The sequence below is a fragment of the Nocardia sp. CS682 genome, from assembly GCF_004634405.1.
GTDB classification, from domain to species: domain Bacteria; phylum Actinomycetota; class Actinomycetes; order Mycobacteriales; family Mycobacteriaceae; genus Nocardia; species Nocardia ninae.
In genome coordinates this window covers 3,778,962-3,801,189 of sequence record NZ_CP029710.1, presented here as the reverse complement: position 1 = coordinate 3,801,189, position 22,228 = coordinate 3,778,962, and the positions used below count along the sequence as shown (strand labels likewise).

The window sequence follows — 22,228 nt, the reverse complement described above, 5'->3', positions numbered from 1 at the left end:
ACAGGGGAGGAACACGGTGAAGCCGCTCGGGCGACACGATCCGCGCACGGCAGGCCGCCACCGGCTGATCGCGGTTATCGGCCAGGGCGCCATGGGGCGGGTGTTGCTCGGGCGCGCACCTGACGGCCGGCTGGTCGCGGTCAAGATGATCCACCGGCATCTCGCCAAGAATCCCGAGTTCCGTGCCCGCTTCCGGCTCGAAGTGCAAGCCTCCCAACGGGTCACCGGGGCGTACACCGCCGCTGTGATGGACGCGGACCCGGAAGCCGAAGCGCCGTGGCTGGCCTCGGTTTTCGTGCCCGGCCCTTCGTTGCGGGACGCCGTCGATCAACATGGCCCGATGTCCCTCGGCGGTTTACGCCTGCTGACGGCGGGCCTCGGCTCCGCCCTGCTGGAGATTCACCGGGCGGGCATGATTCATCGCGACCTCAAACCGTCGAATGTTCTTCTCGCACAGGATGGCCCGCGCGTTATCGATTTCGGCATCGCCCGCGCCCTGGCAGCCGACCTTCAGCTCACCAGCACCGGCACCCTCGTCGGCTCCCCGGCTTTCATGTCGCCGGAACAGGCGTCGGGCAACGAACTCAGCACTGCCAGTGACGTTTTCTCGGTCGGCGCGATGCTGGTCATGGCGGCGACGGGGGAGAGCCCGTTTCTCGGTGCCTCGGCACCGCAGACTTTGTACAACGTGGTGCACCACCACCCCGACATCAGTCGCGTGCCTGCGCCTTTGCGCCCCATCGTGGCTGCCTGCCTGGACAAGAACCCCGCGCTTCGCCCGGTTCCGCGGCAACTGATCGACTCGGTAGCCGACATCGCCGCCCGATCCGGCTGGCCTGCCGGGATGCGGCGGCAGATCACCCAGGATCGGGCGGAAGCCGAGCGTTGGGTCGACACCGGTGGCGAAGTGCCGGAGCGGTCGCCGCGCCGGACCGCGCGATGGGTTGCCGCAGCGGCTGTGCCGGTCCTGTTGGCGGCCGGGGCCGTCACAACCTTTCTCATCACCCGCGGCACTACGCCCGCGCCCCCTGACCCGCTGGCGAATCGCACCTTGGAACTGACCGATGAGCAACTGCGGCTCACCGACACCTGCGCGCTGCTCGGCAACGACGTGGTCGGACATCTGGGACAGCCGGTCAAGCCGGAGCTGACGAATTCGTCGGTCTGTGGCACGAAATTCGTCGAGTCCGGCGGGCGTCGGACGCAGCTGACCGTTGGGGTCGGTGCCGCTGTGCCGGGCGGGAAACCGCTGACCGAACAGATCGCGGGCCGCCCCGTGCTGGACACGTCGGCGGGAGCGGATTCGTGCGGGCGTGCCATCGCGGTGCGCGACCGGCCGCTGCTCGGCGTCGAGGTGAAAATGAGTGCGGCAGAAGGTGATTCCTGTGTGTTGGCAGTCGATGCCTTGAAAGCCGTTGCAGGCCGGCTGGCGACGAGTCCCCCGAGTGTGCGTGCACCGAAACAGTCTGTCGTGCGGATGGTTCCGTGCGACTCGGTGGCGCAGGACGTGATCTCCGCACAAGCAGGCACCGCGGCGGCACCGGTACCGGTCGACGCGCACACCTGCACTTGGGCGGGCAGTCGCTTCACGATCACCGTGCACACTGCCGAGGGCAAGCGCGTTGATGTGGACCCGAAGTACACCGGGCTGCTGGTGAACGGCGGCACCCTCGGCGACTTCCCGTCGGCACGCCGCATCGACCCCGACGGCACGTGCGCGACCTACCATCTGGTCCGGCCGACCATCGAAGACCGAGGAGAACTGATCGCCGTGACCGCGCAACCGACCGGGCCCGGCGCCGCCGAAACCGCCTGTGCCGCCACCGAGTCAGTGCTCGGTGGCGTCGTGGCCCGACTGAGGAGCTTGTGATGGTGACACCGCTCGAGCGCGATGAACCCCAGCAGATCGGCCGATACCGGCTGCTCGGCCAGCTCGGCTCCGGCGGCATGGGGCGGGTGCTGCTCGGCGTCGGCCCGGATGGTCGCCTGGTCGCGATCAAACAGGTACACCAGCACCTGGTGACCGAGGAAGACTTTTTGCCACGGTTCCGCCGCGAGGTGCAGACCTCCATGCAGGTCTCCGGCGCCTTCACCGCCGCGGTGATCGACTTCGACGTCGAGTCGGAAGAACCCTGGCTTGCCTCGGTTTTCGTGCCGGGGGTGCCGTTGGACAAGGCCGTCCAGGACTACGGCCCGCTGACCCCGGAGGAAGTGCACAAGCTGGCGATCGGGCTCGCCTCGGCGCTGCAGGCCATCCATGGCGTCGGCCTGATTCATCGGGATCTGAAGCCCGCCAACGTGATTCTCGCCGAGGACGGCCCGAGGGTCATCGATTTCGGTATCGCCCGAGCGGTCGAGGGCCGATCCGAGCTCACCCACACCGGTTCGATCATCGGTTCGCCCGCGTTCATGTCCCCGGAGCAGTCGCAGTCGCTGCCGCTGACTCCGGCGAGCGACATCTTCTCCCTCGGCGCGGTGCTCGCGATGGCGGCGGGCGGCGCGAGTCCCTTCGCAGGCGCCTCCCTGCCGCACACGCTCTACAACATCGTGCACACCGACCCCGACCTGAGCGGATTGCCGCCCGAGGTCAGGGAGTTGGTGGCACCGTGCCTGCGCAAGGACCCGCAGGAACGCCCAACGCCTGCCCAGCTGCTCGACTTCCTCGGCCCGCTGCCACCGCAGCATCGTCCCTGGTCGGCGCAGGTGCACAAGGCGATCAGCGCGCAGGAAGCGGAGATGTCGGCGCTGCTGGCCGACCCGGAGGCCACTCAGTTCGTCGGTGCCGCGCCGGCGCCCGCCCCGGCGTCGCACAGCGCCGACTTCGAACAGCGCCTGCAAGCGCTCGTCGAGATCCAACGCGCCGGGGTGTTGCACCGGCGTCGCAAGCGGGTACTGATCGCGGCCGCGGCCGTGGTGGTCTTGGTTGTCGGTGTCCTGGCCGGCACGGCGCTGTTCGGTGGTGATGACGAGCGACCGGCCGATCCGGTGGCGAATCCACTTGCCGCGCTGAATCTTACGAAGCTCCGGTCGCTGGATGTCTGCGTCGCGGTCCACGAGCCACTGGTCTCCGGGCTGGGTAATTGGACGAAGGAGCCGAGCTCGGCCCAATGGGGAACGTGCTCGGGCGAGGCGGGCGGGTACCAGTTCGACGTCGACATCAAGCGCATCGAGGGCTATCGCGACAACGGCAAACGTGTTGCGGGAGTGCCGATCCTGGAGGACGTCACCAGCGGAACCGACAGTTGCGGGCGGGCACTGTTCCCCGCGACGACGGATCCGCAGTTCGGGATCGCGGTCCGGGTGCAGGGCGCGCAACCCGAGGAAAGGTGCGGCGTCGCCGACGACGCGGCCGCGGAGCTGGCCCGCCGACTGACCGAACGTGCGCCACAACTTCCGGGCTTGCGCAGCTCGCTCGCCCCGCACGATCCCTGCGCCCTGGTCGATTCGAGCGTCGTCAAGTTGAATATCGGCGAGCAGGTCCGCGGCGCCCCGGATCAGCTGCACACCTGCAAGTGGATCTCGACCGGCACGGTCACCGTCGCGCTGGAACGCTCGAAGGTGCTGGTGCCGACCGAAAAGCCGATCCCGTTCGATCTCGGTGGCGGCAATATCGTCTTCACGGACGAGGCGGACCTGCGATCGCCCACCTGTGAACGGCGCGGCCAGTATCGCGGCATCAACAGTACCGACGCGGAGGTGGTGACCGTGCAGGTGGCGAACCCGACGCTCAATGAACGTCCCGAATTCAGATGTCTGACAGCGCAATTGGTGCTGCAGAATGTCCTCGACAACCTTCCCCGGGTGAACTGATGAACTGGAATCCACGCGCGGTCACGGCAATCCTCGCTGTTCTCGCCGCCGTAGTCGGGGCCGGCGGCTGCGCATCGACGGTGCACGGCACCGGCGTTTCGGCCGAGATCGACGTGCGTTCGCTGGATACGGGCAAGTTCCCGACCACGCCGCCCAAGCTCTCGGCCCGCCTGGACGATGTCGGGTACGCCCGGCTGGAGGCCGCGCGCATGGCGGATGCGGTACTGAGTCCGCACGAGGTGGACCCGACATACTCTGCGGGCGCGTCGGCGCTCATGCATACCGATGTCCAGACGGTGACGCGGTATCTGGCCGAGCCCACGATTCCGGTTTTGCTGAATCATGGCTTCGTCCTCGGTTTCTCGACCGGTTCGGCCGAGGACGTGCTGCCGCTCACCACGGCGGCGGCCGGTAGCCGCCAGCGCGAGGGCCTCACCGTGACGGTGTTGCGTTTCCGGGATGCGACGGCGGCGAAGGCTGCGGCCGCCGAACTCGACGCGGTGGATTTCGCCCTCAATCCGGAAAATGTCGCGGTCAGCCTGCCCAAGTACCCGGACTCGCGGGCCCATTGGCGTCCCTCGGTTCCGACGCTGGGTAGCACGACCGCGCACGGGATCTATGTGATCAGTGTGCTCGCGGATTCGCGGACCGCGGATGTCAATCGGCTGGTCGAGGCGACCCAGAAGTATCTCGATGCCGAGGTGGCCGAACTCGACAAGTTCACGCCGACACCGGTCGGAAGTTTCAGCACGCTGCACCAGGATCCGGACGGGTTGCTGGCCCGGGTCATCCACGACCAAGGCGTTGTTGCCGGGCCCGATGGGCAGGGCGAGGTGGTGTTGACGCTGCGCGGCTACCTGAACTACGTGCTGGACCAATCGGGCCGGCTGCCGGTGCTGCGCCGCGCGGGGGTAGATCGGGTTGCGGTGGCACCCAGCGCTTTCGGCTTCCGCACCGCGGACGACGACGCCGCGGCGCGCTTCGTCGCGGAGTCCGCCGAACTCGGCAACCCGGTGGACCGGCGTGCGGTGGATCCCCCGGCGGATGTGTCCGGTGCGCGGTGCGTCCAGGACTATGTCGCGCCGAAGGAAGCGCAGTTCCGCTGCTTTGTGGCATACCGCAGATACGCGGCACTGGTGCTCGGCGCCCGACTATGGGAAACGCAGCAACGGGCGGCCGCGCAGTACGCGGTGCTCGCCAACGCCCAGCGATGAGCGGGACCGTCAGTAGCCGCGGTAGGCGCCACCCGATTCGACGGCCACCACGCCGGGCACATTCTTGACCGAACCGTACGTATCGATCGAATAGCGGACGCCGGCGATGATGTTGTCCACCGGATTCCAGATATCGTCGTGCCCCGGTGCCTTATAGGCGTTGAAGGTGCTGTCGATGGTCTGCATCAGCCCCTTCGACGGGTGCCCGGCCAGCCAGTTACTGTCCCAACGGTTTTCCGCATAGGGGTTACCCGCTGATTCGTGCTGGATGATCATCGCGATGGCACGCTCATCGATATCCTTGGGGTCGTAACCCATTTCGATGAGTTTCTGTTTCGCCTCCGCGATCCATTTCGCCATATCGCCGCTCGGCAGCGGCCCGGTCGGCGCGCTCGAGCTCCCCGAATAGCTTCCGGTGTACGGACTGCCGGCGGACGACCCGGAATTGCTGTTGTTCCCCATCGCGTAACTCGGCTTGCTGGACGAAGGGCTACTGCTGACCGGAGTCGGCGCCGCGACGCTTGCGGGTGCCGTATTCACCGGTGGCGCCACATTCGTGGCGGGCTCGCCGAGCCCGCTGAACGCCTGCTCCAACTTGCGTACCGCCGCATCGACCTGTGTCTTCGCCTGGTTGGCAACAGTTTCCGCGGTCTGCAGCGCATTGGTCAGTTCCCAGGTCCGAGTCGCCGCCTGCAGCGACTCCTGAAAAATCAGTCCCTCGACGTTCGCCTTGTCCGAATGCTCGCGCAGCGCCGCGATCCGGGTCGTCGCATTGACGGTTCCGTTCGGCTCCACATCGAATGGGGGTGCCTGATTGACGGCGTCGTCGCGGAGTTGCAGCACCTTGGTTTTCGCTTCGACCAGGTTCTGCGTCTGGGAGGTGAAGGCTGTTTTCAATTCCAGCAGCGCGGCACTGACCGGTGAGGCCTTGGTCTTCTCGGTGTCCATTCGCGCGTTCGCGGCGGCCCCGGCCGTTCCGGACCATTTCTTGCCGTCTTCCAGCGATTTCGTCTGACTGGCGCCCTTGCCGACAGCGGCATCCAGGCCCTGCGAGACGGTCCCCGCGTGTTCGCCTGCGGCGGTGAGCTGTTCGGGTTTCCAGTTCTCCACATCGGGGATGGTGAGGGTCATGGCAGTCCGATCGCGCGCAGCTTCGCGGTGAAGTCGTCCTCGGCCAGTTCGTATTTCCCCGCGGCATTGTGCATATTGTCGGCGATGGTGGTCAGTCGATTGCCGATCCGTTGCAGGCACCGGTTGACCACATCGTTCGCCTGCTGTGCCGCGGTACCGAATTCGGTGCCGGGTAGCGCCGTGGCCGCGGCGGTGAACGCGCCCCCCGCGTTGAGCCCGGTCACCTCGCCCGCCTCGGTGCCGAGGGTTTGCGCGAAGGACCGCAGTGCGTCCGGATCGACCTGCACGCTCGTCGACGATGGTTGATTGCGCTCGACCATGAGTCCCCCTTCACGCCCGACCATAGGTCGCGGTCAGCATAGCAAAACGGGGTCTGCGGAACAGGGGCGTCGAGCAGGTCGCGGCGGTCGCGCACGGCGGGACAACGCAGGCAGGGTGCGCACGGCGCGGCGACGCGGGTTACGTTGATCACGGCGGCGCCGGCGCGGACGAGGCCGGTGCCACGACAGAGAGGTCGGCAGATGCGCGCAGCCCAGGTCAGCAAGCTGGAGGGACCGGAGTCGGTCGAGATCGTGGACATCCCGGAGCCCAAGTCGTATCCGGGTGGCGTGGTGATCGACGTGCACGCCGCCGGTGTCGCGTTTCCGGACGTGCTGATGTCGCGCGGGCTGTATCAGATGAAGCCGGAACTGCCGTTCGTCGTCGGCGGCGAGGTCGCGGGCATCGTGCGCGATGCGCCGGCCGACGCGCACGTCAAGGCCGGCGACCGGGTGGTCGCGCTGACGTTGCTCGGCAATGCCATGGCCGAGACGGCCGTCGCGCCCGCGCAGATGGTGTTCCCGTTGCCCGACAACGTCTCCCTGGAGTCCGGGGCCGGCATCCTGTTCAACGATCTGACGGTGCACTTCTGCCTGCGCAACCGCGGCAGGCTCGCCGCGGGCGAGACGGTGCTCGTGCACGGCGCCGCGGGCGGCATCGGCACCTCGACGCTGCGGATGGCCACCGCGCTCGGCGCGGGCCGGGTGATCGCGGTGGTCAGCACCGAGGCGAAGGCGGAGGTGGCCCGTGCGAACGGCGCCACCGATGTGGTGCTGGCCGACGGCTGGCTCGCCGCGGTCAAGGAACTGACCGGCGGTCGCGGCGTGGACATCGTGCTCGATCCGGTCGGTGGCGACCGCTTCACCGACAGCATCCGCTCGCTCGCGTCGGCGGGCCGCCTGCTGGTGGTCGGCTTCACCGCGGGTGAGATCCCCACGGTGAAGGTGAACCGGCTGCTGCTGAAGAACGTCGAGGTGATCGGCGCGGCCTGGGGCGAATGGGTGATGACGCACCCCGGCTACCTGGCCGAGCAGTGGGCCGAGGTGGCGCCGCTGCTGGCCGCGGGCAAGATCGCCGCGCCGGAGCCGGTGCTCTACCCGCTGGACCGCGCGGCGGAGGCGATCGCCTCGCTGGAGAACCGGACGGCGACCGGCAAGGTCGTGGTCACGCTGCGCTGAGGCGGCGCGAATCATGTTGCTCTCCGACCGGATACTGAACCGCACGCTGCTCGCCCGCCAACATCTGCTGGAACGCTCGCAGCGCACCGTGCACGAGATGTGCGACCACCTTGTCGGCCTGCAAGCGCAGGACTCGCCGCCGCCATTCGTCGCATTGTGGAGTCGCATAACGGATTTCGATCCCGCGGCGATCTCGAACGCGCTGGAGGATCGGACACTCGCCCGAATCACCTTGATGCGCGGCACTATTCACATGGTGACTCCGCCGGATGCGTTACGGATCGCGCCGCTGATGCAGCCGGAGCTCGAAAAGATCCCCTTCCGAAAGGGTTTCAACTACGGCGCGCTGGTCGGCCTTGACCCCGACGAGGTGCGCGCGCACGGCGAACGGGTACTCGGCGATGAACCGATGTCGGCCGCCGACCTGCGACTGCATGCCGCCGAGTGCTACCCGGATCGCAACCCGGGCATGGTCGTGCAGGCCTGGCTCATCCTGCTGCCGGTGCTGCAGACCCCGCCGCGCGGCAAGTGGAAGGACAGCAGCAGGCCGGTCTGGTCCCGGGTCGAGCCGTGGCTCGGCGCACCGCTCGACCCGTCCTATCCGTTGGCGGAGTTGCTGCTTCGGTACCTGCGCGCCTTCGGTCCGGCGTCCACCATGGACATGCAGACCTGGTCGAAGCTGCTCGGCATGAAGCAGGCGATCGCCCAGCTCGGCGACCGGGTGCGCACCTACACCGACGAGCGCGGCCGCACCCTCTACGACGCCGCCGACGGCGAGCTCGCCGATCCGGAACTCCCGGCGCCGGTGCGCCTGCTCGGCTGGTACGACAATGCACTGCTCTCGCACCAGGATCGGAGCAGGATCGTGCCGGACGGCGCGGCGCCACCGCTGCGCGCCTTCGCCGCCGCGGTCGCCCCGGTGCTGGTCGACGGCTACCTTGCCGGTCTCTACAAGGTCTTCCCGGAGTCCGGCACGGCGCGCCTGCGGATCAGCCCCACCCGAAAGTGGACCAAGGCCGAGCGCGCGGCGGTGGAAGCGGAATCGCATGCCCTGCTCGCCTTTCTGGAGGCGGACAAGGAACCGCGGGTGGAGATCCTGGAGGTGGGCGCCGACGTGCGGCCCTGAGCACGGTTACCGTTCGTGCGCCGCGCGGTAGGCCGGAGCCTTCGTGCCGCCCGCCGGATCGAGGGTGCGCAAGAGCGGCAGGGTGCGAAACGGCACCACGGTCGACAACACGATGACGCTGTGCGACCGCACCACCGACGAGGTGCGGTCGATGCTCAGCAGCACCGCTTGCAGCCCGGCGTGTGAGTCGGCGCCGATGCGGCACCACACATCGCCCGAGCCGGTGGTCGCGTAGGCCTCCAAAACCCCTGGGATCATGTCGAGTTCGGCGGCGACCGAGTCCAGCGCGCCCTGCGCGATCTCCAGCGTGACGAACGCCTGCACGTCGAAACCCGCTGCGGTAACGTCGATCTGCGGGTCGTAGGAGGCGATGACGCCGGATTCCTCCATCCGCCCGATCCTGGACTGCACCGTGGCCCTGGCCACCCGGGTCCGGCGGGACAGCTCGAGGATGCCCGCCTTCTGGTATTCATGCATCGCGGTCAGGATCGCGAGATCGAGTTCGTCCAGTTTCGCCGGCGTGCGTGACATTGGCGGCCTCCGTTCCGAGCACAGGCTGGGCTTCCAGCCTTGGATAGCACCAGCCAGCTGATGCTATTCAAATTGTCCAGCATTTCGGGGCACTTCCTAGCCGGATTCGCCAGAGTGTCTAACGAAAATCGCCGCTGTTGCCTAACCGGCGACCCTGACGATTACTTGGTGCATGACCATCGAGCAGATGCCGAATGCCCGGTCCAGCACGGCACAGAGCCAGTCCGGCACCGCCCCCACCGACGGTGAGCTGCGCAAGCTCGTCGGACTCGTGGACCACGACACCAGTGTCGACAACTTTCCCGTAATCGGCTGGGATGCCCTCGTCTGGGTCGTCGGTAACGCGACCCAGACCGCGCATTACCTGGAATCCGCCTTCGGTATGCGACTGGAGGCCTACTCGGGTCCCGAGACCGGTAACCGCGACCACAAGGCCTTCGTGTTGCGCAGCGGCGGCGCCCGCTTCGTGGTCAAGGGCGCGGTCGACCCGGACAGCCCGCTCGTCGCCCATCACGACCGGCACGGCGACGGTGTCGTCGACATCGCGCTCGAGGTGCCGGACGTGGACCGCTGCGTCGAGTGGGCGCGCAACCACGGCGCCACCGTCCTCGTCGAACCACACGATGAGACAGACGAATTCGGCACCGTCCGGTCCGCCGCCCTGGCCACCTACGGCGAAACCAGGCACACCCTGGTGGACCGTTCCGGCTACCACGGGCCGTACCTGCCCGGCTACGTCGCGCGCCGGGCCGGCTACCAGCCGCGCGAGGGCGCGCCGAACCGGCTGTTCCAGGCGATCGACCACGTCGTCGGGAACGTGGAGCTCGGCCAGATGGACGAGTGGGTCGAGTTCTACCGCCGCGTCATGGGTTTCACGAACATGGCCGAGTTCGTCGGTGACGATATCGCCACCGAGTACTCGGCGCTGATGAGCAAGGTCGTCGCCAACGGCAACCACCGGGTGAAGTTCCCGCTCAACGAGCCCGCGGTCAGCAAGAAGAAGTCGCAGATCGACGAGTACCTCGAGTTCTACCGGGGCCCCGGCGTCCAGCACATCGCGCTCGCCACCGGCGACATTCTGGCCTGCGTCGACGCACTGCGCCGTGAGGGTGTCGAGTTTCTCGACGCGCCCGACTCCTATTACGAGGACCCGGAACTGCGCGCCCGGATCGGTCGCGTCCGCGTCCCGGTCGAGGAGCTGCAGCGCCGCGGCATCCTGGTCGACCGCGACGAGGACGGCTATCTGCTGCAGATCTTCACCAAGCCGATCACCGACCGCCCCACCGTGTTCTTCGAGCTGATCGAGCGGCACGGCTCGCTCGGCTTCGGCAAGGGCAACTTCAAGGCGCTCTTCCAGGCGATCGAACGTGAACAGGAGGCCCGCGGCAATCTGTGATCGGTTGTGGCCCTGAGCATCCGGCAGTACGCTCCGTTGACTCGCCGGATGCTTAAGGGGCCGCCGCAGTGCTCGACAGATCCGCCGCCGCCTTCTCGCTCGCCGTTGCCCTCACCCTCGGCACCGACGCCACCTCCCGCGCCGAACCCGCGCCCACCTATTACCCCTCCCTCGACGCCTGCCTCGGCGCCATGTCGAAATACAAGACCGGCCCGGCGCAGTGCACCTACATCGACTCGATGGGCGCTTACGAACTGCGCGTCCCGCACGAGTAGCGGGTAGGGGCAGGTGCCGACTCGCCGACACCCGAGGTGATTCGGGCCGATCGGCCGAGCAGGTCGCCGACACCGTCGCGCCGGTAGAGTCTCAGGCATGCGGATCAAGTCGGCGATCGTCACGGGCACGGTCTTCGCGCTGTTGCTGTCCGCGTGCGGATCGCGCGGCGACTCGGACACCTCGAACACGCCGTTGCGGCCGCCGCCGAAGGTCGCCACGCTCGGCCCGTTCGTCGGCGAGTGCGGGCACGCCACCGACGACGAGGTGCGTGATCTCGCGGGGCTCGGTCAGATCTCCCAGGCGCTGAAGAATTCGGTCGGCTGCAATTGGCAGTCCGCCGGATTGGGTTCGCCCAGTGTCACTTTCGCGTCGTACCGGGGCAGCCCGATCGACCGTGAGAAGGCGTGGGTGACCACCCAGGGGCGGACCACCCAGGCGATCGAAGTCGGCGGCCGCACCGGCTGGCAGGCGCTCGAGCCGGACAGCAAGGTCTGCGACCTCGCCGTGCAGCTCGACGACGACTTCTTCGAATGGTCGATGTCCTACGGGATGTTCGCGCCCGACGGCAACCCGTGCGACCGGATGCACAAGCTGGCGGAGCTGACCGTGCGGCGGCTGAAGTGAGGGGGAGGACGGCAATGCGGCTTCGTCGCGCTCGCGCCATACTCACGGCGGCCGCTGTCTCGGCCCTCGCGGTGACCGCCGCGGGTTGCGGTCAGACGGTGAGCGGTTCGGCACATCCCGCCGGTTCGGGCACCGGGGAGTCGGTGAACACCAACTTCGACAAGCTGTTGCGCGAATGCGACATCGTCTCGCTGAACCAGGTCGGCGACGCGGTGAGCCAGGGCGCCATGGCGATGCAGTCCTTCTACGGCGCGGTCTGCATGTGGGACGTGCAGGGTTCGAGCAGCGCCATGGTCACCCTGAACTGGTACGAGATCGGCTCGCTGAACAACGAGAAGACCACCAACGACAAGTTGGGTTACCTGACCAACAACATCACCGTGCAGGGGCGGCGCGGGCTGGAGACGCGGCGGCCGAACGATCCGGACTCCTGCGGCGTCAGCGCGGGGGCCGCGGATCAGGGTGTGATCGGGTTCTGGATCAACTATCGGCCCGGCTCGGCGCACCCGGACCCGTGCGCGGGCGCCAAGAAACTCGTAGAGTTGACGCTGAACCTGGCCAGGTAGCGGGGTCTCCAGCCACCCCGCTTTGACCCTGTGTCGCGACCACGAGTATCGTGGATCGCTGTGCCCGGAAGCATACGGGCAAGTTCGTGCGTGACCGTAGGCCAGCGAAAGCGGCTGACACCTCCAGCGTGCCCGCATTTCGGGCCCTACACCGCGCGCGACACGCCCGACCTCGGGGCACGTGAAACGTGGCCGGACGTGCGAGTGAAAGCTCGATGACAAAGACATGAAGTTCCAGACACCGCGTAACTAATAAGGAAAGCCGGTCTATGCCAACCATCAACCAGCTGGTCCGCAAGGGTCGCCGCGACAAGGTCTCCAAGACGAAGACCGCGGCGCTCAAGGGCAGCCCGCAGCGTCGTGGCGTGTGCACTCGCGTGTACACCACGACCCCGAAGAAGCCGAACTCCGCGCTGCGTAAGGTCGCGCGCGTTCGCCTGACCAGCGCGGTCGAGGTCACGGCCTACATCCCGGGCGAGGGCCACAACCTGCAGGAGCACTCGATGGTGCTCGTTCGTGGCGGCCGTGTGAAGGACCTTCCCGGTGTGCGTTACAAGATCATCCGTGGCTCGCTCGACACCCAGGGTGTGAAGAACCGCAAGCAGGCCCGCAGCCGTTACGGCGCCAAGAAGGAGAAGAGCTGATATGCCACGCAAGGGCCCCGCACCCAAGCGTCCGCTGATCAACGACCCGGTCTACGGGTCCCCGCTGGTCACTCAGCTGGTCAACAAGATCCTGCTGGACGGCAAGAAGTCCACGGCCGAGCGCATCGTCTACGGCGCGCTGGAGCAGGCGCGCGAGAAGACCGGCACCGATCCGGTCGTCACCCTCAAGCGCGCGCTGGACAACGTCAAGCCTGCCCTCGAGGTCAAGCCCCGCCGCGTCGGTGGTGCCACCTACCAGGTGCCCGTCGAGGTCCGTCCGGGCCGCTCCAACACGCTGGCCCTGCGCTGGCTGGTCAACTACTCCCGCGCTCGCCGCGAGAAGACCATGGTCGAGCGTCTGGCCAATGAGCTCCTCGATGCCAGCAACGGCCTCGGTGCTTCGGTGAAGCGCCGTGAGGACACCCACAAGATGGCCGAGTCGAACCGGGCCTTCGCGCACTACCGCTGGTGACGTCTGCCCGGCCCATCGTCTGGGGTCGGGAGGCACACTGTCGGCGCGGCACCAACCTGCCGCTTCCGGCGTTGACATAGAGACGACCACAGGGTCGTCCCCGAAAATCCCATCTAGCTACGAGCGGGGAAGATTTCCGTGGCACAGGACGTGCTCACCGACCTGAACAAGGTCCGCAACATCGGCATCATGGCCCACATTGATGCGGGCAAGACGACCACAACCGAACGCATCCTCTTCTACACCGGCATCACCTACAAGATCGGTGAGGTCCATGATGGCGCGGCCACCATGGACTGGATGGAGCAGGAGCAGGAGCGTGGTATCACCATCACCTCCGCGGCTACCACGTGCTTCTGGAACGACAACCAGATCAACATCATCGACACCCCCGGGCACGTCGACTTCACCGTCGAGGTGGAGCGGTCGCTGCGCGTGCTCGACGGCGCCGTTGCGGTGTTCGACGGCAAGGAAGGTGTCGAGCCGCAGTCCGAGCAGGTGTGGCGTCAGGCCGACAAGTACGACGTGCCGCGAATCTGCTTCGTCAACAAGATGGACAAGCTCGGCGCGGACTTCTACTTCACCGTGCAGACCATCAAGGACCGCCTCGGTGCCAAGCCGTTGGTCATCCAGCTGCCGATCGGCGCTGAGGACACCTTCGAGGGCATCGTCGACCTGGTCGAGAACAACGCCAAGGTCTGGCGGGGCGAGACCAAGCTCGGCGAAGAGTACGAGGTCGTCGAGATCCCCGAGGATCTGAAAGAGCGGGCCGAGCAGTACCGTCAGGAACTGCTGGAGACCGTCGCGGAGTCCGACGAGGCGCTGCTGGAGAAGTTCTTCGGTGGCGAGGAGCTCTCGCTCGCCGAGATCAAGGGCGCGATCCGCAAGCTCACGGTCAACTCCGAGATCTACCCGGTGCTCTGTGGCTCGGCGTTCAAGAACAAGGGCGTTCAGCCCATGCTCGACGCGGTCATCGACTACCTGCCCTCGCCGCTGGACGTGGAGGCCACCACCGGCCACGTGCCCGGCAAGGAAGAGGAGCTGCTGACCCGCAAGCCGAGCGCCGACGAGCCGTTCGCGGCCCTGGCGTTCAAGATCGCGGTGCACCCCTTCTTCGGCAAGCTGACCTACGTCCGGGTGTACTCCGGCAAGGTCGACTCCGGCGCCCAGGTCATCAACTCGACCAAGGGCAAGAAGGAGCGTCTGGGCAAGCTGTTCCAGATGCACTCCAACAAGGAGAACCCGGTTCCGGCTGCCTCGGCAGGTCACATCTACGCGGTGATCGGCCTCAAGGACACCACCACCGGTGACACCCTGTGCGATCCGCAGAACCAGATCGTGCTCGAGTCCATGACCTTCCCGGACCCGGTCATCGAGGTCTCCATCGAGCCGAAGACCAAGTCCGACCAGGAGAAGCTGGGCACCGCGATCCAGCGTCTCTCGGAAGAGGACCCGACCTTCTCGGTCAAGCTCGACCAGGAGACCGGCCAGACCGTCATCGGCGGCATGGGCGAGCTCCACCTCGACATCCTCGTCGACCGCATGCGTCGCGAGTTCAAGGTCGAGGCGAACGTCGGCAAGCCGCAGGTGGCCTACCGCGAGACGATCACCAAGAAGGTCGAGAAGCTCGAGTTCACCCACAAGAAGCAGACCGGTGGCTCCGGCCAGTTCGCGAAGGTCATCATCGCCCTCGAGCCGTTCATCGGCGAGGACGGCGCGACCTACGAGTTCGAGAACAAGGTCTCCGGTGGCCGCGTGCCGCGCGAGTACATCCCTTCGGTGGACGCCGGTGCGCAGGATGCCATGCAGTACGGTGTGCTCGCGGGCTACCCGCTGGTGAACCTGAAGGTCGTTCTGCTCGACGGCGCGTACCACGACGTCGACTCGTCGGAAATGGCCTTCAAGATCGCCGGCTCGCAGGCCCTGAAGGAAGCGGCCCGTAAGGCCGGTCCGGTGATCCTCGAGCCGCTCATGGCGGTCGAGGTCATCACGCCCGAGGAGTACATGGGCGATGTGATCGGCGACCTGAATTCCCGCCGTGGCCAGATCCAGGCCATGGAGGAACGCAGTGGTGCCCGTGTCGTCAAGGCGCTGGTTCCGCTCTCGGAGATGTTCGGTTACATCGGTGACCTGCGGTCGAAGACCCAGGGCCGAGCGAACTACTCCATGGTGTTCGACTCGTACGCGGAGGTTCCGGCCAACGTGTCGAAGGAGATCATCGCCAAGGCGACCGGCGAGTAACACCGGCGGAGCAAGTGCAAGACTGGCAGCAAGCCCCATGGGGACAAGCTGCATGCACTTGCCCCGCCAGCCGGGAGTCAGTACGACCCCAGTAATAACCGCACTGCTGCAACTGCACGCACCAACAAGTCCAGGAGGACACCACAGTGGCGAAGGCGAAGTTCGAGCGGACGAAGCCGCACGTCAACATCGGCACCATCGGTCACGTCGACCACGGCAAGACCACGCTGACCGCAGCGATCACCAAGGTGCTGGCTGACAAGTACCCGGATCTGAACGCCGCGTTCGCGTTCGATCAGATCGACAAGGCGCCGGAGGAGAAGGCTCGTGGTATCACGATCAACATCTCCCACGTCGAGTACCAGACGGAGAAGCGCCACTACGCGCACGTCGACGCTCCGGGTCACGCTGACTACATCAAGAACATGATCACCGGTGCGGCGCAGATGGACGGTGCCATCCTCGTGGTCGCCGCGACCGACGGCCCGATGCCGCAGACCCGCGAGCACGTGCTGCTCGCCCGTCAGGTCGGCGTGCCCTACATCCTGGTCGCGCTGAACAAGTCGGACATGGTCGACGACGAGGAAATCCTCGAGCTCGTCGAGATGGAGGTCCGCGAACTGCTGGCCGCCCAGGAGTTCGACGAGGACGCGCCGGTCGTGCGCGTCTCCGGTCTGAAGGCGCTCGAGGGCGACGAGAAGTGGACCGAGTCCATCGTTGAGCTGATGAACGCTGTCGACGAGTCGATCCCGGACCCGGTCCGCGACACCGAGAAGCCGTTCCTGATGCCGGTCGAGGACGTGTTCACGATCACCGGTCGTGGCACCGTCGTCACCGGTCGCGTCGAGCGCGGCATCGTCAACGTGAACGAGGAAGTCGAGATCGTCGGCATCAAGCCGACCTCGACCAAGACCACGGTCACCGGTATCGAGATGTTCCGCAAGCTGCTCGACCAGGGCCAGGCCGGCGACAACGTCGGTCTGCTGGTTCGTGGCATCAAGCGCGAAGATGTCGAGCGCGGCCAGGTCATCGTGAAGCCGGGCACCACCACCCCGCACACCGAGTTCGAGGGCCAGGCCTACATCCTGTCCAAGGACGAGGGCGGCCGGCACACGCCGTTCTTCAACAACTACCGTCCCCAGTTCTACTTCCGTACGACTGACGTGACGGGCGTTGTGACCCTCCCCGAGGGCACCGAGATGGTTATGCCGGGCGACAACACCGAAATGTCGGTCGTGCTGATCCAGCCGATCGCCATGGAAGAGGGCCTGCGTTTCGCGATCCGTGAAGGTGGCCGCACCGTCGGCGCCGGTCGCGTCACGAAGATCATCAAGTGATTTCCTGAATCACTGAACTGAACGGCGCCGCTCCGAAAGGAGCGGCGCCGTTCGGCGTTTCGGGGGACTGAGTCAGCTGGTCTCGAATGTGGCTGCGGGCGGCCCGATCAGCAGGTGTAGGTTCGGCCGACTGTGGAGTCGGGGGGTGATTGGGCTTCGCGGAGGCAGCCGAAGGGGACTATGGCGTCGTCGCTCATGTGGACGCCGGTGCGGGTGGTGGGGTTGACGCAGGTGAGGCCGTCGGTGGCGATGCGGCAGGTGTAGTCGCCGAAGGTGAGTTTGCTGTCGTAGGGGAGGGTTTGGCCGTCGCCGTGGATGAAAAGGCCGGGGTCGCCGCGGAATTGGCCTACGGTGAGGGTTTTCGCGGAGTAGTTGACGTAGCCGCCGTCCCAGTTTCCGAAACCCTCGTGCGGTTTCGGGACGGGGTTCTTCAGTTTCACTACACAGTTGAATCCGTCGAGCTGGTAGGCGGTTCCGGTGATACAGCTGATTTTTCCGGAGGGGCTGATGAAGGCGATATCGCTCTTCAGGTCGGCGGCCGCGCCGGTGCCGGTGCTCGCGGAGTGGTAGCGGCTCGGATCGACCTCGGTGCCCGCCTGTACCCAGGCGATCCGGTCCTTCAAGCGACTTTCCGGGCTGGCCGGTGTCGAGGGCGGCGCGGCCGTGGTCGAGGTCGCCGGTGGTGGGCCGGGGGCGGGCTGTGGTTGGCCCGAGGTGGATTGGGAACAGGCGCTCAGCGCCAAGATCAAGGCAGCGAGTGCCGCGATTCGCATGGCTCCCAGCCTAGCCATTGTGGCGCAACATGTTCCGGCCACGGTCGGGCGGGGAGGTGATTCGATGACCTCGGAGGTTATCGCGGAACGTCGGTCGGGTCCGTTAGCGTCGAAATGCGAACAACACCGGATCATCGGAGGAACGTGATGAGCAAGAACCTCGCCGCTGAGCTCGACCTCGCCGAAGGGGCGCTGCGGCATGGGCTGCCCTACTTGGCGCTGGGTGCCGGGCGGCCGTTGGCGTTCCTGCGCTGGTTCACGCCGGACCACGCGAATCCGAGCGGCTGGATGCGGAATTCGGAGATCAAGATGCTGGCGCCGTTGGCCCGGCACTTCCGCGTCTACGCGGTGAATCGGGCGCCGGGGATGGCCGAGGGCACCACGATGGGCGAGATCGCGGCCCAGCACGCGGACGCGCTACAGGCCGAGTTCGGCGAACCGGTGGATGTGCTGGGTGTGTCGTCCGGCGGGTCGTTGGCGCTGCAGCTGGCGGCGGATCATCCGGGCGCCGTCCGCCGCTTGGTCATCGCCTCGTCCGGCTACCGCTTGGATCCGCTCGCCAAACAGGCCCAGATCCGCTACGGCGAAGCGGCGTTCGCGGGTCGGCGCGCACTGCATCACCTGGCGCCGATCACCGCGTCGTCGCGGTTGCTCGCCCGGCTGGCCGGTGCGGGCATGTGGCTGATCGACCCGCTGGGCCGCCCGAAGAACCCGGCGGACACCCTCGCCTTCGTCCGCGCCGAAGACGAGTTCGACCTGTCCGACCGGCTCGCCGAGATCACCGCGCCGACCCTGGTCCTCGGCGGTGAACGCGACGCGGCCTACAGCACCGAGAACTTCCGCCACACCGCCGACGGCATCCCCAACTCCCGCCTGGTCATCTACCCCGGTACCAGCCACATGGGTGTCGTCAAGCACGCCCACTTCGCCCGCGACGTCACCGAATTCCTCACCTCCGCAACCCCACTCAATCCCTGACCGCATTGCCGGCGGGCATGCGGCAACTCCCGCTTACGCTAACCGCCCGTCGGCAGGCACTCGGCAAGCACACATCAGCTCAACTCCGCGGCGTCGGAATCCAATGCCCGGTGCGGTGAGCGCGTCCCGCGACCTCGGCGGCGGCGCGGATGCGTTCGGCAAGCTGCGCAGGGTCATCCAGATCACTCCAGCTCCAGCGGACCACCTCCCACCCGAGTGCGCGTAATCGGTCGTCCCGGTCCGGTGCCGCAACCGTCCATTCCGCGGGCAAGCGTGTACCGCTCAATTCGCCGCGCTGGTCGCTCGGCCCCTCGAATTCGCCGATCACACTCAATCCGTCGAACAGAAAGTCGACCCGCCCGACGCACACCTCATCCTCGGTGAAGACCCGCGCGTGCAATTCCGGTGCGGGCAACCCGCTTTCATGAAAAGCCACCCGGCTACGCGACTCACCAATGCTTTGGCTGCGTTCGTCCAGGAACTCGATGGCCCGAGCGGCCTGCCGAGATCCGCGGCGGTGAGCCGCCCGCCGGAGATGTTCGCCCAGTGCGTCGGCGGTGGTGAGGCCTTGGCGCAGCGCGCTGTCGCCGCAGACGACCGCGTGTTCGAAACCTGCCGAGCGCGCGATATCGAAGATCGTCCGCGGCGCGGTGGTCACCCGAACCCCGTTGATCAGGGTGATCTCGTCCGGCGCCAGCTGTGCCGAATGCAGGACCAGCTGTTTCCGGATCCGCCCACCGGCGATTCGGTCGCGCGTGACGTGCGCCCGCTCGAGCGGGATCGACCAGGTCGGTAAGCCGTGCAGCACCAGCGCCGAACAATGGCTCGCCACAGCGTCCTCGGACATCGCCTCGCACATCGCGAGCACCAGCATCAGATGGCGGCCCGCCGGGGTGAGCGCCGGCTGCGGCGCGTTCACATAGTGCCCGGCGCGGATCCGCTGCCATTTTCCGGAGCGGCAGAGGCGCTGCAATTGGCTGTCGGACATCCCGGCGGCCAAGGCCTGCGTGCGCGAGATCAGTTGCGGTGCGTCCATACCGCGATCCTGGCCGACACAGGCGCTCCGCAATACCCACCATCCGCCGAATGTGGATAACACGCACGCTGTGGATAACTTCGGAGGTCAGCCGAGCTGGGTCATGCCCGCGGCGACCACCCGAGCGACATTCAGTACGTCGTCGGCGGACGGGATGGGCACACCGTCCAGGGCGTGCAACCGGTCGGTGCTCGCGATGGCGAACATGGCCGAGACCCAGGCGGCGGCGCAGGCGCGCAGCGTGCCGGGGCGGACCGGGGCCGGCGCGCTGGCCTGCAATACCCGCGCGGTGACATCCAGCAATTGGTCACGCAGACGGCGCAATTGGCGCCGGACATCGGGATGGGTGTCGGCCTCGCGCCACATGATCACCCGCAGCACCGAGGAATGGTGGTCGCGCAGGTTGAGTGCGGCATCGAGAGCGACCAGGCTGGCGGCCGGATCGCCGGGCGCGACCACGGTGTCGATGTCGTCGATCGGGTGCATCGGCACCCGTTCGTCCATCAGCGCCGACAGGATCGAGTCCTTGGTCGGGAAGTAGTAGAAGACAAGGCCTTTGGGGACCTCGGCGGCGCCGGCGATGGCGGCCGTCGCGGTGGCGTCGAATCCCTGTGCCGCGAAAAGCTTTTCGGCGGCGTCCAGAATGAGTTGCCGGGCGTCGCCGTCCACCTTCGCGCTGCGCCGCCGCCCGGCCCTCGGTTCCTTGCCCGGTCGCTGAGCCGCGGCTCGGCGACCGGGCTTCGGCATCTGCATCAGTGGTGGGTCGCCGCGCCGTGCAGCCGTCCCGACACCGTCGGCAGCGCCGCTACCGCGACCACCGCCGTCACTACCCCGACTACCCATGCGGTCCAGGATGCGCCGCGGTAATCCGTGAAGTCCATGGCCCATGGGGAAATGAACAGCAACACGCCGAAAAGACCCATCGCGTAGTCGGCGTTGGCGCCGAGCGCGGGCCGGTACATCTGCGTGAGGCCGGTGAGGGCGATCAGCACGCCCAGCACGATCAGCGACCACATCGCTTTGTCGGTGGTCTCCAGCCACAGGGGTGAGAGCGCGGCGAAGATCCCCAGCACTACGGCGAGGAAGTCCTGTGCGCGGCTTTCGGTGAACATGGTGTGCCTCCTTGGGCTCAGGAATATGTCCTTCCTTCGGTATAGACCTGATTGACCGCCCGATCAATATCGGAACGGCTACGATTGCACGCCATCGCCGAGTGATCGGGTTCACTCCAGCGCCGAACCAAGCAGACGTTAGGGTGAGCTGCGTGTCACCTTCCGCAACAGACGCCGCGCCGATCGTGATCGTCGGCGCCGGGCTCGCCGGCCTGCGCACCGCCGAGGAACTGCGCCGCGCCGGGTACGAGGGCGGGCTGATCCTGCTCGGCGACGAGTCCCGCCTGCCGTACGATCGGCCGCCGCTGTCCAAGCAGTTCGTCCGTGGCGAAACCGACGACACCACCCTGCGTCCCGGCGAGTTCTTCACCGAGAAACAGATCGACCTGCGCCTGGACACCGCCGCGACCGGCGTCGACACCGACGCGCGCCAGGTACGACTGGCGGACGGTTCGACCCTCGGCTACGACCAGCTGATCATCGCCACCGGCCTGCGCCCGCGCCTGCTGCCTGGCCTGCCCGACGCGCAGGGTGTGCATGTGTTGCGCGGTCACACCGACGCCACCGCGCTGCGCGCCGAATTGGCCGAGGCGACAACGGCACTCGTGGTCGGCGCGGGCTTCATCGGCTGCGAGCTCGCGGCCAGTTTCCGCAGCCGCGGCATTGCGGTGGTGCTGGTCGAGCCGCAACCGACCCCGCTCGCCTCGGTGCTCGGCGAGCAGGTCGGCGCGCTGGTGGCCAGGTTGCACCGCGACGAAGGCGTCGACCTGCGCTGCGGCACCGGGCTGGACACGCTGCTCGCCGACGACGGCCGGGTACGCGGTGCCATCCTCGCCGACGGCTCCGAGGTCGCCGCCGACCTGGTGGTGATCGGCATCGGCTCGCGCCCGGTGACCGAATGGCTCGCCGATTCCGGCATCGCCCTCGCCGATCCGGCCGCCGGCGGCGGGGTACTGGCCGACGAGGTGGGCCGCACCTCTGCCGACCGCGTCTGGGCCGTCGGTGACGTCGCGGCCTGGCTGCACGACACCGGCCATCGTAAGCGGGTCGAACACTGGACCAATGCGGGCGAACAGGCCCGCCTGGTTGCCTGCGCGATGCTCGGCGCCGCCCCGCCGACCGCGGCCAGGGTCCCGTACTTCTGGAGCGACCAGTACGAGGTGAAGATCCAGGCCCTCGGCACGCCGACGGCCACCGACGAGGTGCATCTCGTCGTCGACGACGGCCGCAAATTCCTCGCCTACTACGCGCAGGACGGCAAGCTCACCGGCGTCGTCGGCGCGGGCATGACGGCCCAGGTGATGAAGACCAGAGCCAAGATCGCCGCGGGCGCACCGGTGTCGGAACTGCTCACCCCCAGCTGAGTTCGGCCGCGCACCGGACACCGGGAACCACCCCGGCTGCGTCGCCCGACGACCGATCGAGCCGCTGCCGCGCGGGACCCGGGCGAGCACTGTAATACGGT

General features: G+C 67.2%; 22 protein-coding genes. 15 read left to right on the top strand and 7 right to left on the bottom strand.

Going from position 1 to position 22,228, the window contains the following annotated elements; genetic code table 11:
* Window positions 1–16 precede the first annotated feature (16 nt).
* The 3 genes from DMB37_RS16980 to DMB37_RS16970 are packed head-to-tail and all read left to right on the top strand — an operon-like array spanning window position 17 to window position 5,024.
* Entirely contained in the window at window positions 17–1,870 is a 1,854-nt protein-coding gene (locus DMB37_RS16980) for a serine/threonine-protein kinase (RefSeq protein ID WP_135233557.1), read from the top strand.
* The gene (locus DMB37_RS16975; protein ID WP_206055266.1) at window positions 1,870–3,810 is read left to right on the top strand and encodes a serine/threonine-protein kinase; all 1,941 of its coding nucleotides are present in this window, start codon (window positions 1,870–1,872) and stop codon (window positions 3,808–3,810) included. The genes DMB37_RS16980 and DMB37_RS16975 overlap by 1 nt, the downstream gene beginning before the upstream one ends.
* Entirely contained in the window at window positions 3,810–5,024 is a 1,215-nt protein-coding gene (locus DMB37_RS16970) for a hypothetical protein (RefSeq protein WP_135233556.1), read from the top strand. Before DMB37_RS16975 ends, DMB37_RS16970 begins: the two co-directional genes overlap by 1 nt.
* 9 nt (window positions 5,025–5,033) lie before the next feature.
* Here DMB37_RS16970 and DMB37_RS16965 read toward each other — a convergent pair whose 3' ends face one another.
* Together DMB37_RS16965 and DMB37_RS16960 are read right to left on the bottom strand one after the other, a co-directional pair.
* A complete protein-coding gene (locus tag DMB37_RS16965) occupies window positions 5,034–6,155 on the bottom strand; it encodes a transglycosylase SLT domain-containing protein (RefSeq protein WP_135233555.1) in 1,122 nt (373 codons plus the stop codon).
* On the bottom strand, window positions 6,152–6,475 hold the full coding sequence (locus tag DMB37_RS16960; RefSeq protein WP_107659465.1) for a type VII secretion target: 324 nt from the start codon (window positions 6,473–6,475) through the stop codon (window positions 6,152–6,154). Before DMB37_RS16960 ends, DMB37_RS16965 begins: the two co-directional genes overlap by 4 nt.
* Before the next feature lie 201 nt (window positions 6,476–6,676).
* Here DMB37_RS16960 and DMB37_RS16955 point away from each other — a divergent pair, with 201 nt between their 5' ends.
* A complete protein-coding gene (locus tag DMB37_RS16955) occupies window positions 6,677–7,651 on the top strand; it encodes an NADPH:quinone oxidoreductase family protein (RefSeq protein WP_135233554.1) in 975 nt (324 codons plus the stop codon).
* Window positions 7,652–7,664: 13 nt separating this feature from the next.
* The gene (locus DMB37_RS16950) at window positions 7,665–8,777 is read left to right on the top strand and encodes a winged helix DNA-binding domain-containing protein (protein ID WP_135233553.1); all 1,113 of its coding nucleotides are present in this window, start codon (window positions 7,665–7,667) and stop codon (window positions 8,775–8,777) included.
* Window positions 8,778–8,783: 6 nt separating this feature from the next.
* On the opposite strand, the gene DMB37_RS16945 is transcribed toward DMB37_RS16950, so the two are convergent.
* Window positions 8,784–9,308 (bottom strand): Lrp/AsnC family transcriptional regulator, encoded by a 525-nt coding sequence (locus tag DMB37_RS16945; protein WP_107659462.1) that lies wholly within the window; start codon window positions 9,306–9,308, stop codon window positions 8,784–8,786.
* 187 nt (window positions 9,309–9,495) lie between these two features.
* Here DMB37_RS16945 and hppD point away from each other — a divergent pair, with 187 nt between their 5' ends.
* The 8 genes from hppD to tuf all read left to right on the top strand — a co-directional run bounded on the left by hppD (window position 9,496) and on the right by tuf (window position 16,864).
* Window positions 9,496–10,704, top strand: a complete 1,209-nt coding sequence (gene hppD, locus DMB37_RS16940) for a 4-hydroxyphenylpyruvate dioxygenase (protein WP_135237622.1) — start codon at window positions 9,496–9,498, stop codon at window positions 10,702–10,704.
* Between the two features lie 68 nt (window positions 10,705–10,772).
* Window positions 10,773–10,979, top strand: a complete 207-nt coding sequence (locus DMB37_RS16935; RefSeq protein WP_135233552.1) for a hypothetical protein — start codon at window positions 10,773–10,775, stop codon at window positions 10,977–10,979.
* Between the two features lie 97 nt (window positions 10,980–11,076).
* Window positions 11,077–11,604, top strand: coding sequence for a DUF3558 domain-containing protein (locus DMB37_RS16930; RefSeq protein ID WP_107659460.1), 528 nt, complete (start codon window positions 11,077–11,079; stop codon window positions 11,602–11,604).
* 14 nt (window positions 11,605–11,618) lie between these two features.
* Window positions 11,619–12,170, top strand: coding sequence for a DUF3558 domain-containing protein (locus DMB37_RS16925; RefSeq protein WP_135233551.1), 552 nt, complete (start codon window positions 11,619–11,621; stop codon window positions 12,168–12,170).
* 269 nt (window positions 12,171–12,439) lie between these two features.
* A complete protein-coding gene (rpsL, locus tag DMB37_RS16920) occupies window positions 12,440–12,814 on the top strand; it encodes a 30S ribosomal protein S12 (protein WP_019049359.1) in 375 nt (124 codons plus the stop codon).
* Between the two features lies 1 nt (window position 12,815).
* A complete protein-coding gene (rpsG, locus tag DMB37_RS16915) occupies window positions 12,816–13,286 on the top strand; it encodes a 30S ribosomal protein S7 (RefSeq protein ID WP_040739280.1) in 471 nt (156 codons plus the stop codon).
* A 138-nt stretch (window positions 13,287–13,424) separates the two neighbouring features.
* Window positions 13,425–15,527, top strand: coding sequence for an elongation factor G (gene fusA, locus DMB37_RS16910; RefSeq protein ID WP_135233550.1), 2,103 nt, complete (start codon window positions 13,425–13,427; stop codon window positions 15,525–15,527).
* 146 nt (window positions 15,528–15,673) lie between these two features.
* Window positions 15,674–16,864, top strand: a complete 1,191-nt coding sequence (tuf, locus tag DMB37_RS16905) for an elongation factor Tu (RefSeq protein WP_135233549.1) — start codon at window positions 15,674–15,676, stop codon at window positions 16,862–16,864.
* Between the two features lie 107 nt (window positions 16,865–16,971).
* Here the strand turns inward: tuf and DMB37_RS16900 are convergent, their stop codons facing one another.
* On the bottom strand, window positions 16,972–17,637 hold the full coding sequence (locus DMB37_RS16900) for a hypothetical protein (protein WP_135233548.1): 666 nt from the start codon (window positions 17,635–17,637) through the stop codon (window positions 16,972–16,974).
* A 147-nt stretch (window positions 17,638–17,784) separates the two neighbouring features.
* Here DMB37_RS16900 and DMB37_RS16895 point away from each other — a divergent pair, with 147 nt between their 5' ends.
* Window positions 17,785–18,615, top strand: a complete 831-nt coding sequence (locus DMB37_RS16895; protein ID WP_135233547.1) for an alpha/beta fold hydrolase — start codon at window positions 17,785–17,787, stop codon at window positions 18,613–18,615.
* Window positions 18,616–18,694: 79 nt separating this feature from the next.
* Here DMB37_RS16895 and DMB37_RS16890 read toward each other — a convergent pair whose 3' ends face one another.
* The 3 genes from DMB37_RS16890 to DMB37_RS16880 all read right to left on the bottom strand — a co-directional run bounded on the left by DMB37_RS16890 (window position 18,695) and on the right by DMB37_RS16880 (window position 20,763).
* Window positions 18,695–19,651 (bottom strand): type IV toxin-antitoxin system AbiEi family antitoxin domain-containing protein, encoded by a 957-nt coding sequence (locus DMB37_RS16890; RefSeq protein WP_135233546.1) that lies wholly within the window; start codon window positions 19,649–19,651, stop codon window positions 18,695–18,697.
* Between the two features lie 87 nt (window positions 19,652–19,738).
* Window positions 19,739–20,404, bottom strand: a complete 666-nt coding sequence (locus DMB37_RS16885; protein ID WP_135233545.1) for a TetR/AcrR family transcriptional regulator — start codon at window positions 20,402–20,404, stop codon at window positions 19,739–19,741.
* Complete coding sequence (locus tag DMB37_RS16880) at window positions 20,404–20,763, bottom strand: SPW repeat protein (protein WP_107659451.1); 360 nt, start codon at window positions 20,761–20,763, stop codon at window positions 20,404–20,406. The genes DMB37_RS16885 and DMB37_RS16880 overlap by 1 nt, the downstream gene beginning before the upstream one ends.
* Window positions 20,764–20,915: 152 nt before the next feature.
* Between DMB37_RS16880 and DMB37_RS16875 the strand changes: the two genes are divergently transcribed.
* Window positions 20,916–22,127 carry an NAD(P)/FAD-dependent oxidoreductase gene (locus tag DMB37_RS16875; RefSeq protein WP_240772420.1) on the top strand — a complete coding sequence of 404 codons (1,212 nt, stop codon included), beginning with the start codon at window positions 20,916–20,918 and terminating at the stop codon, window positions 22,125–22,127.
* The last annotated feature ends 101 nt before the right edge of the window (window positions 22,128–22,228 follow it).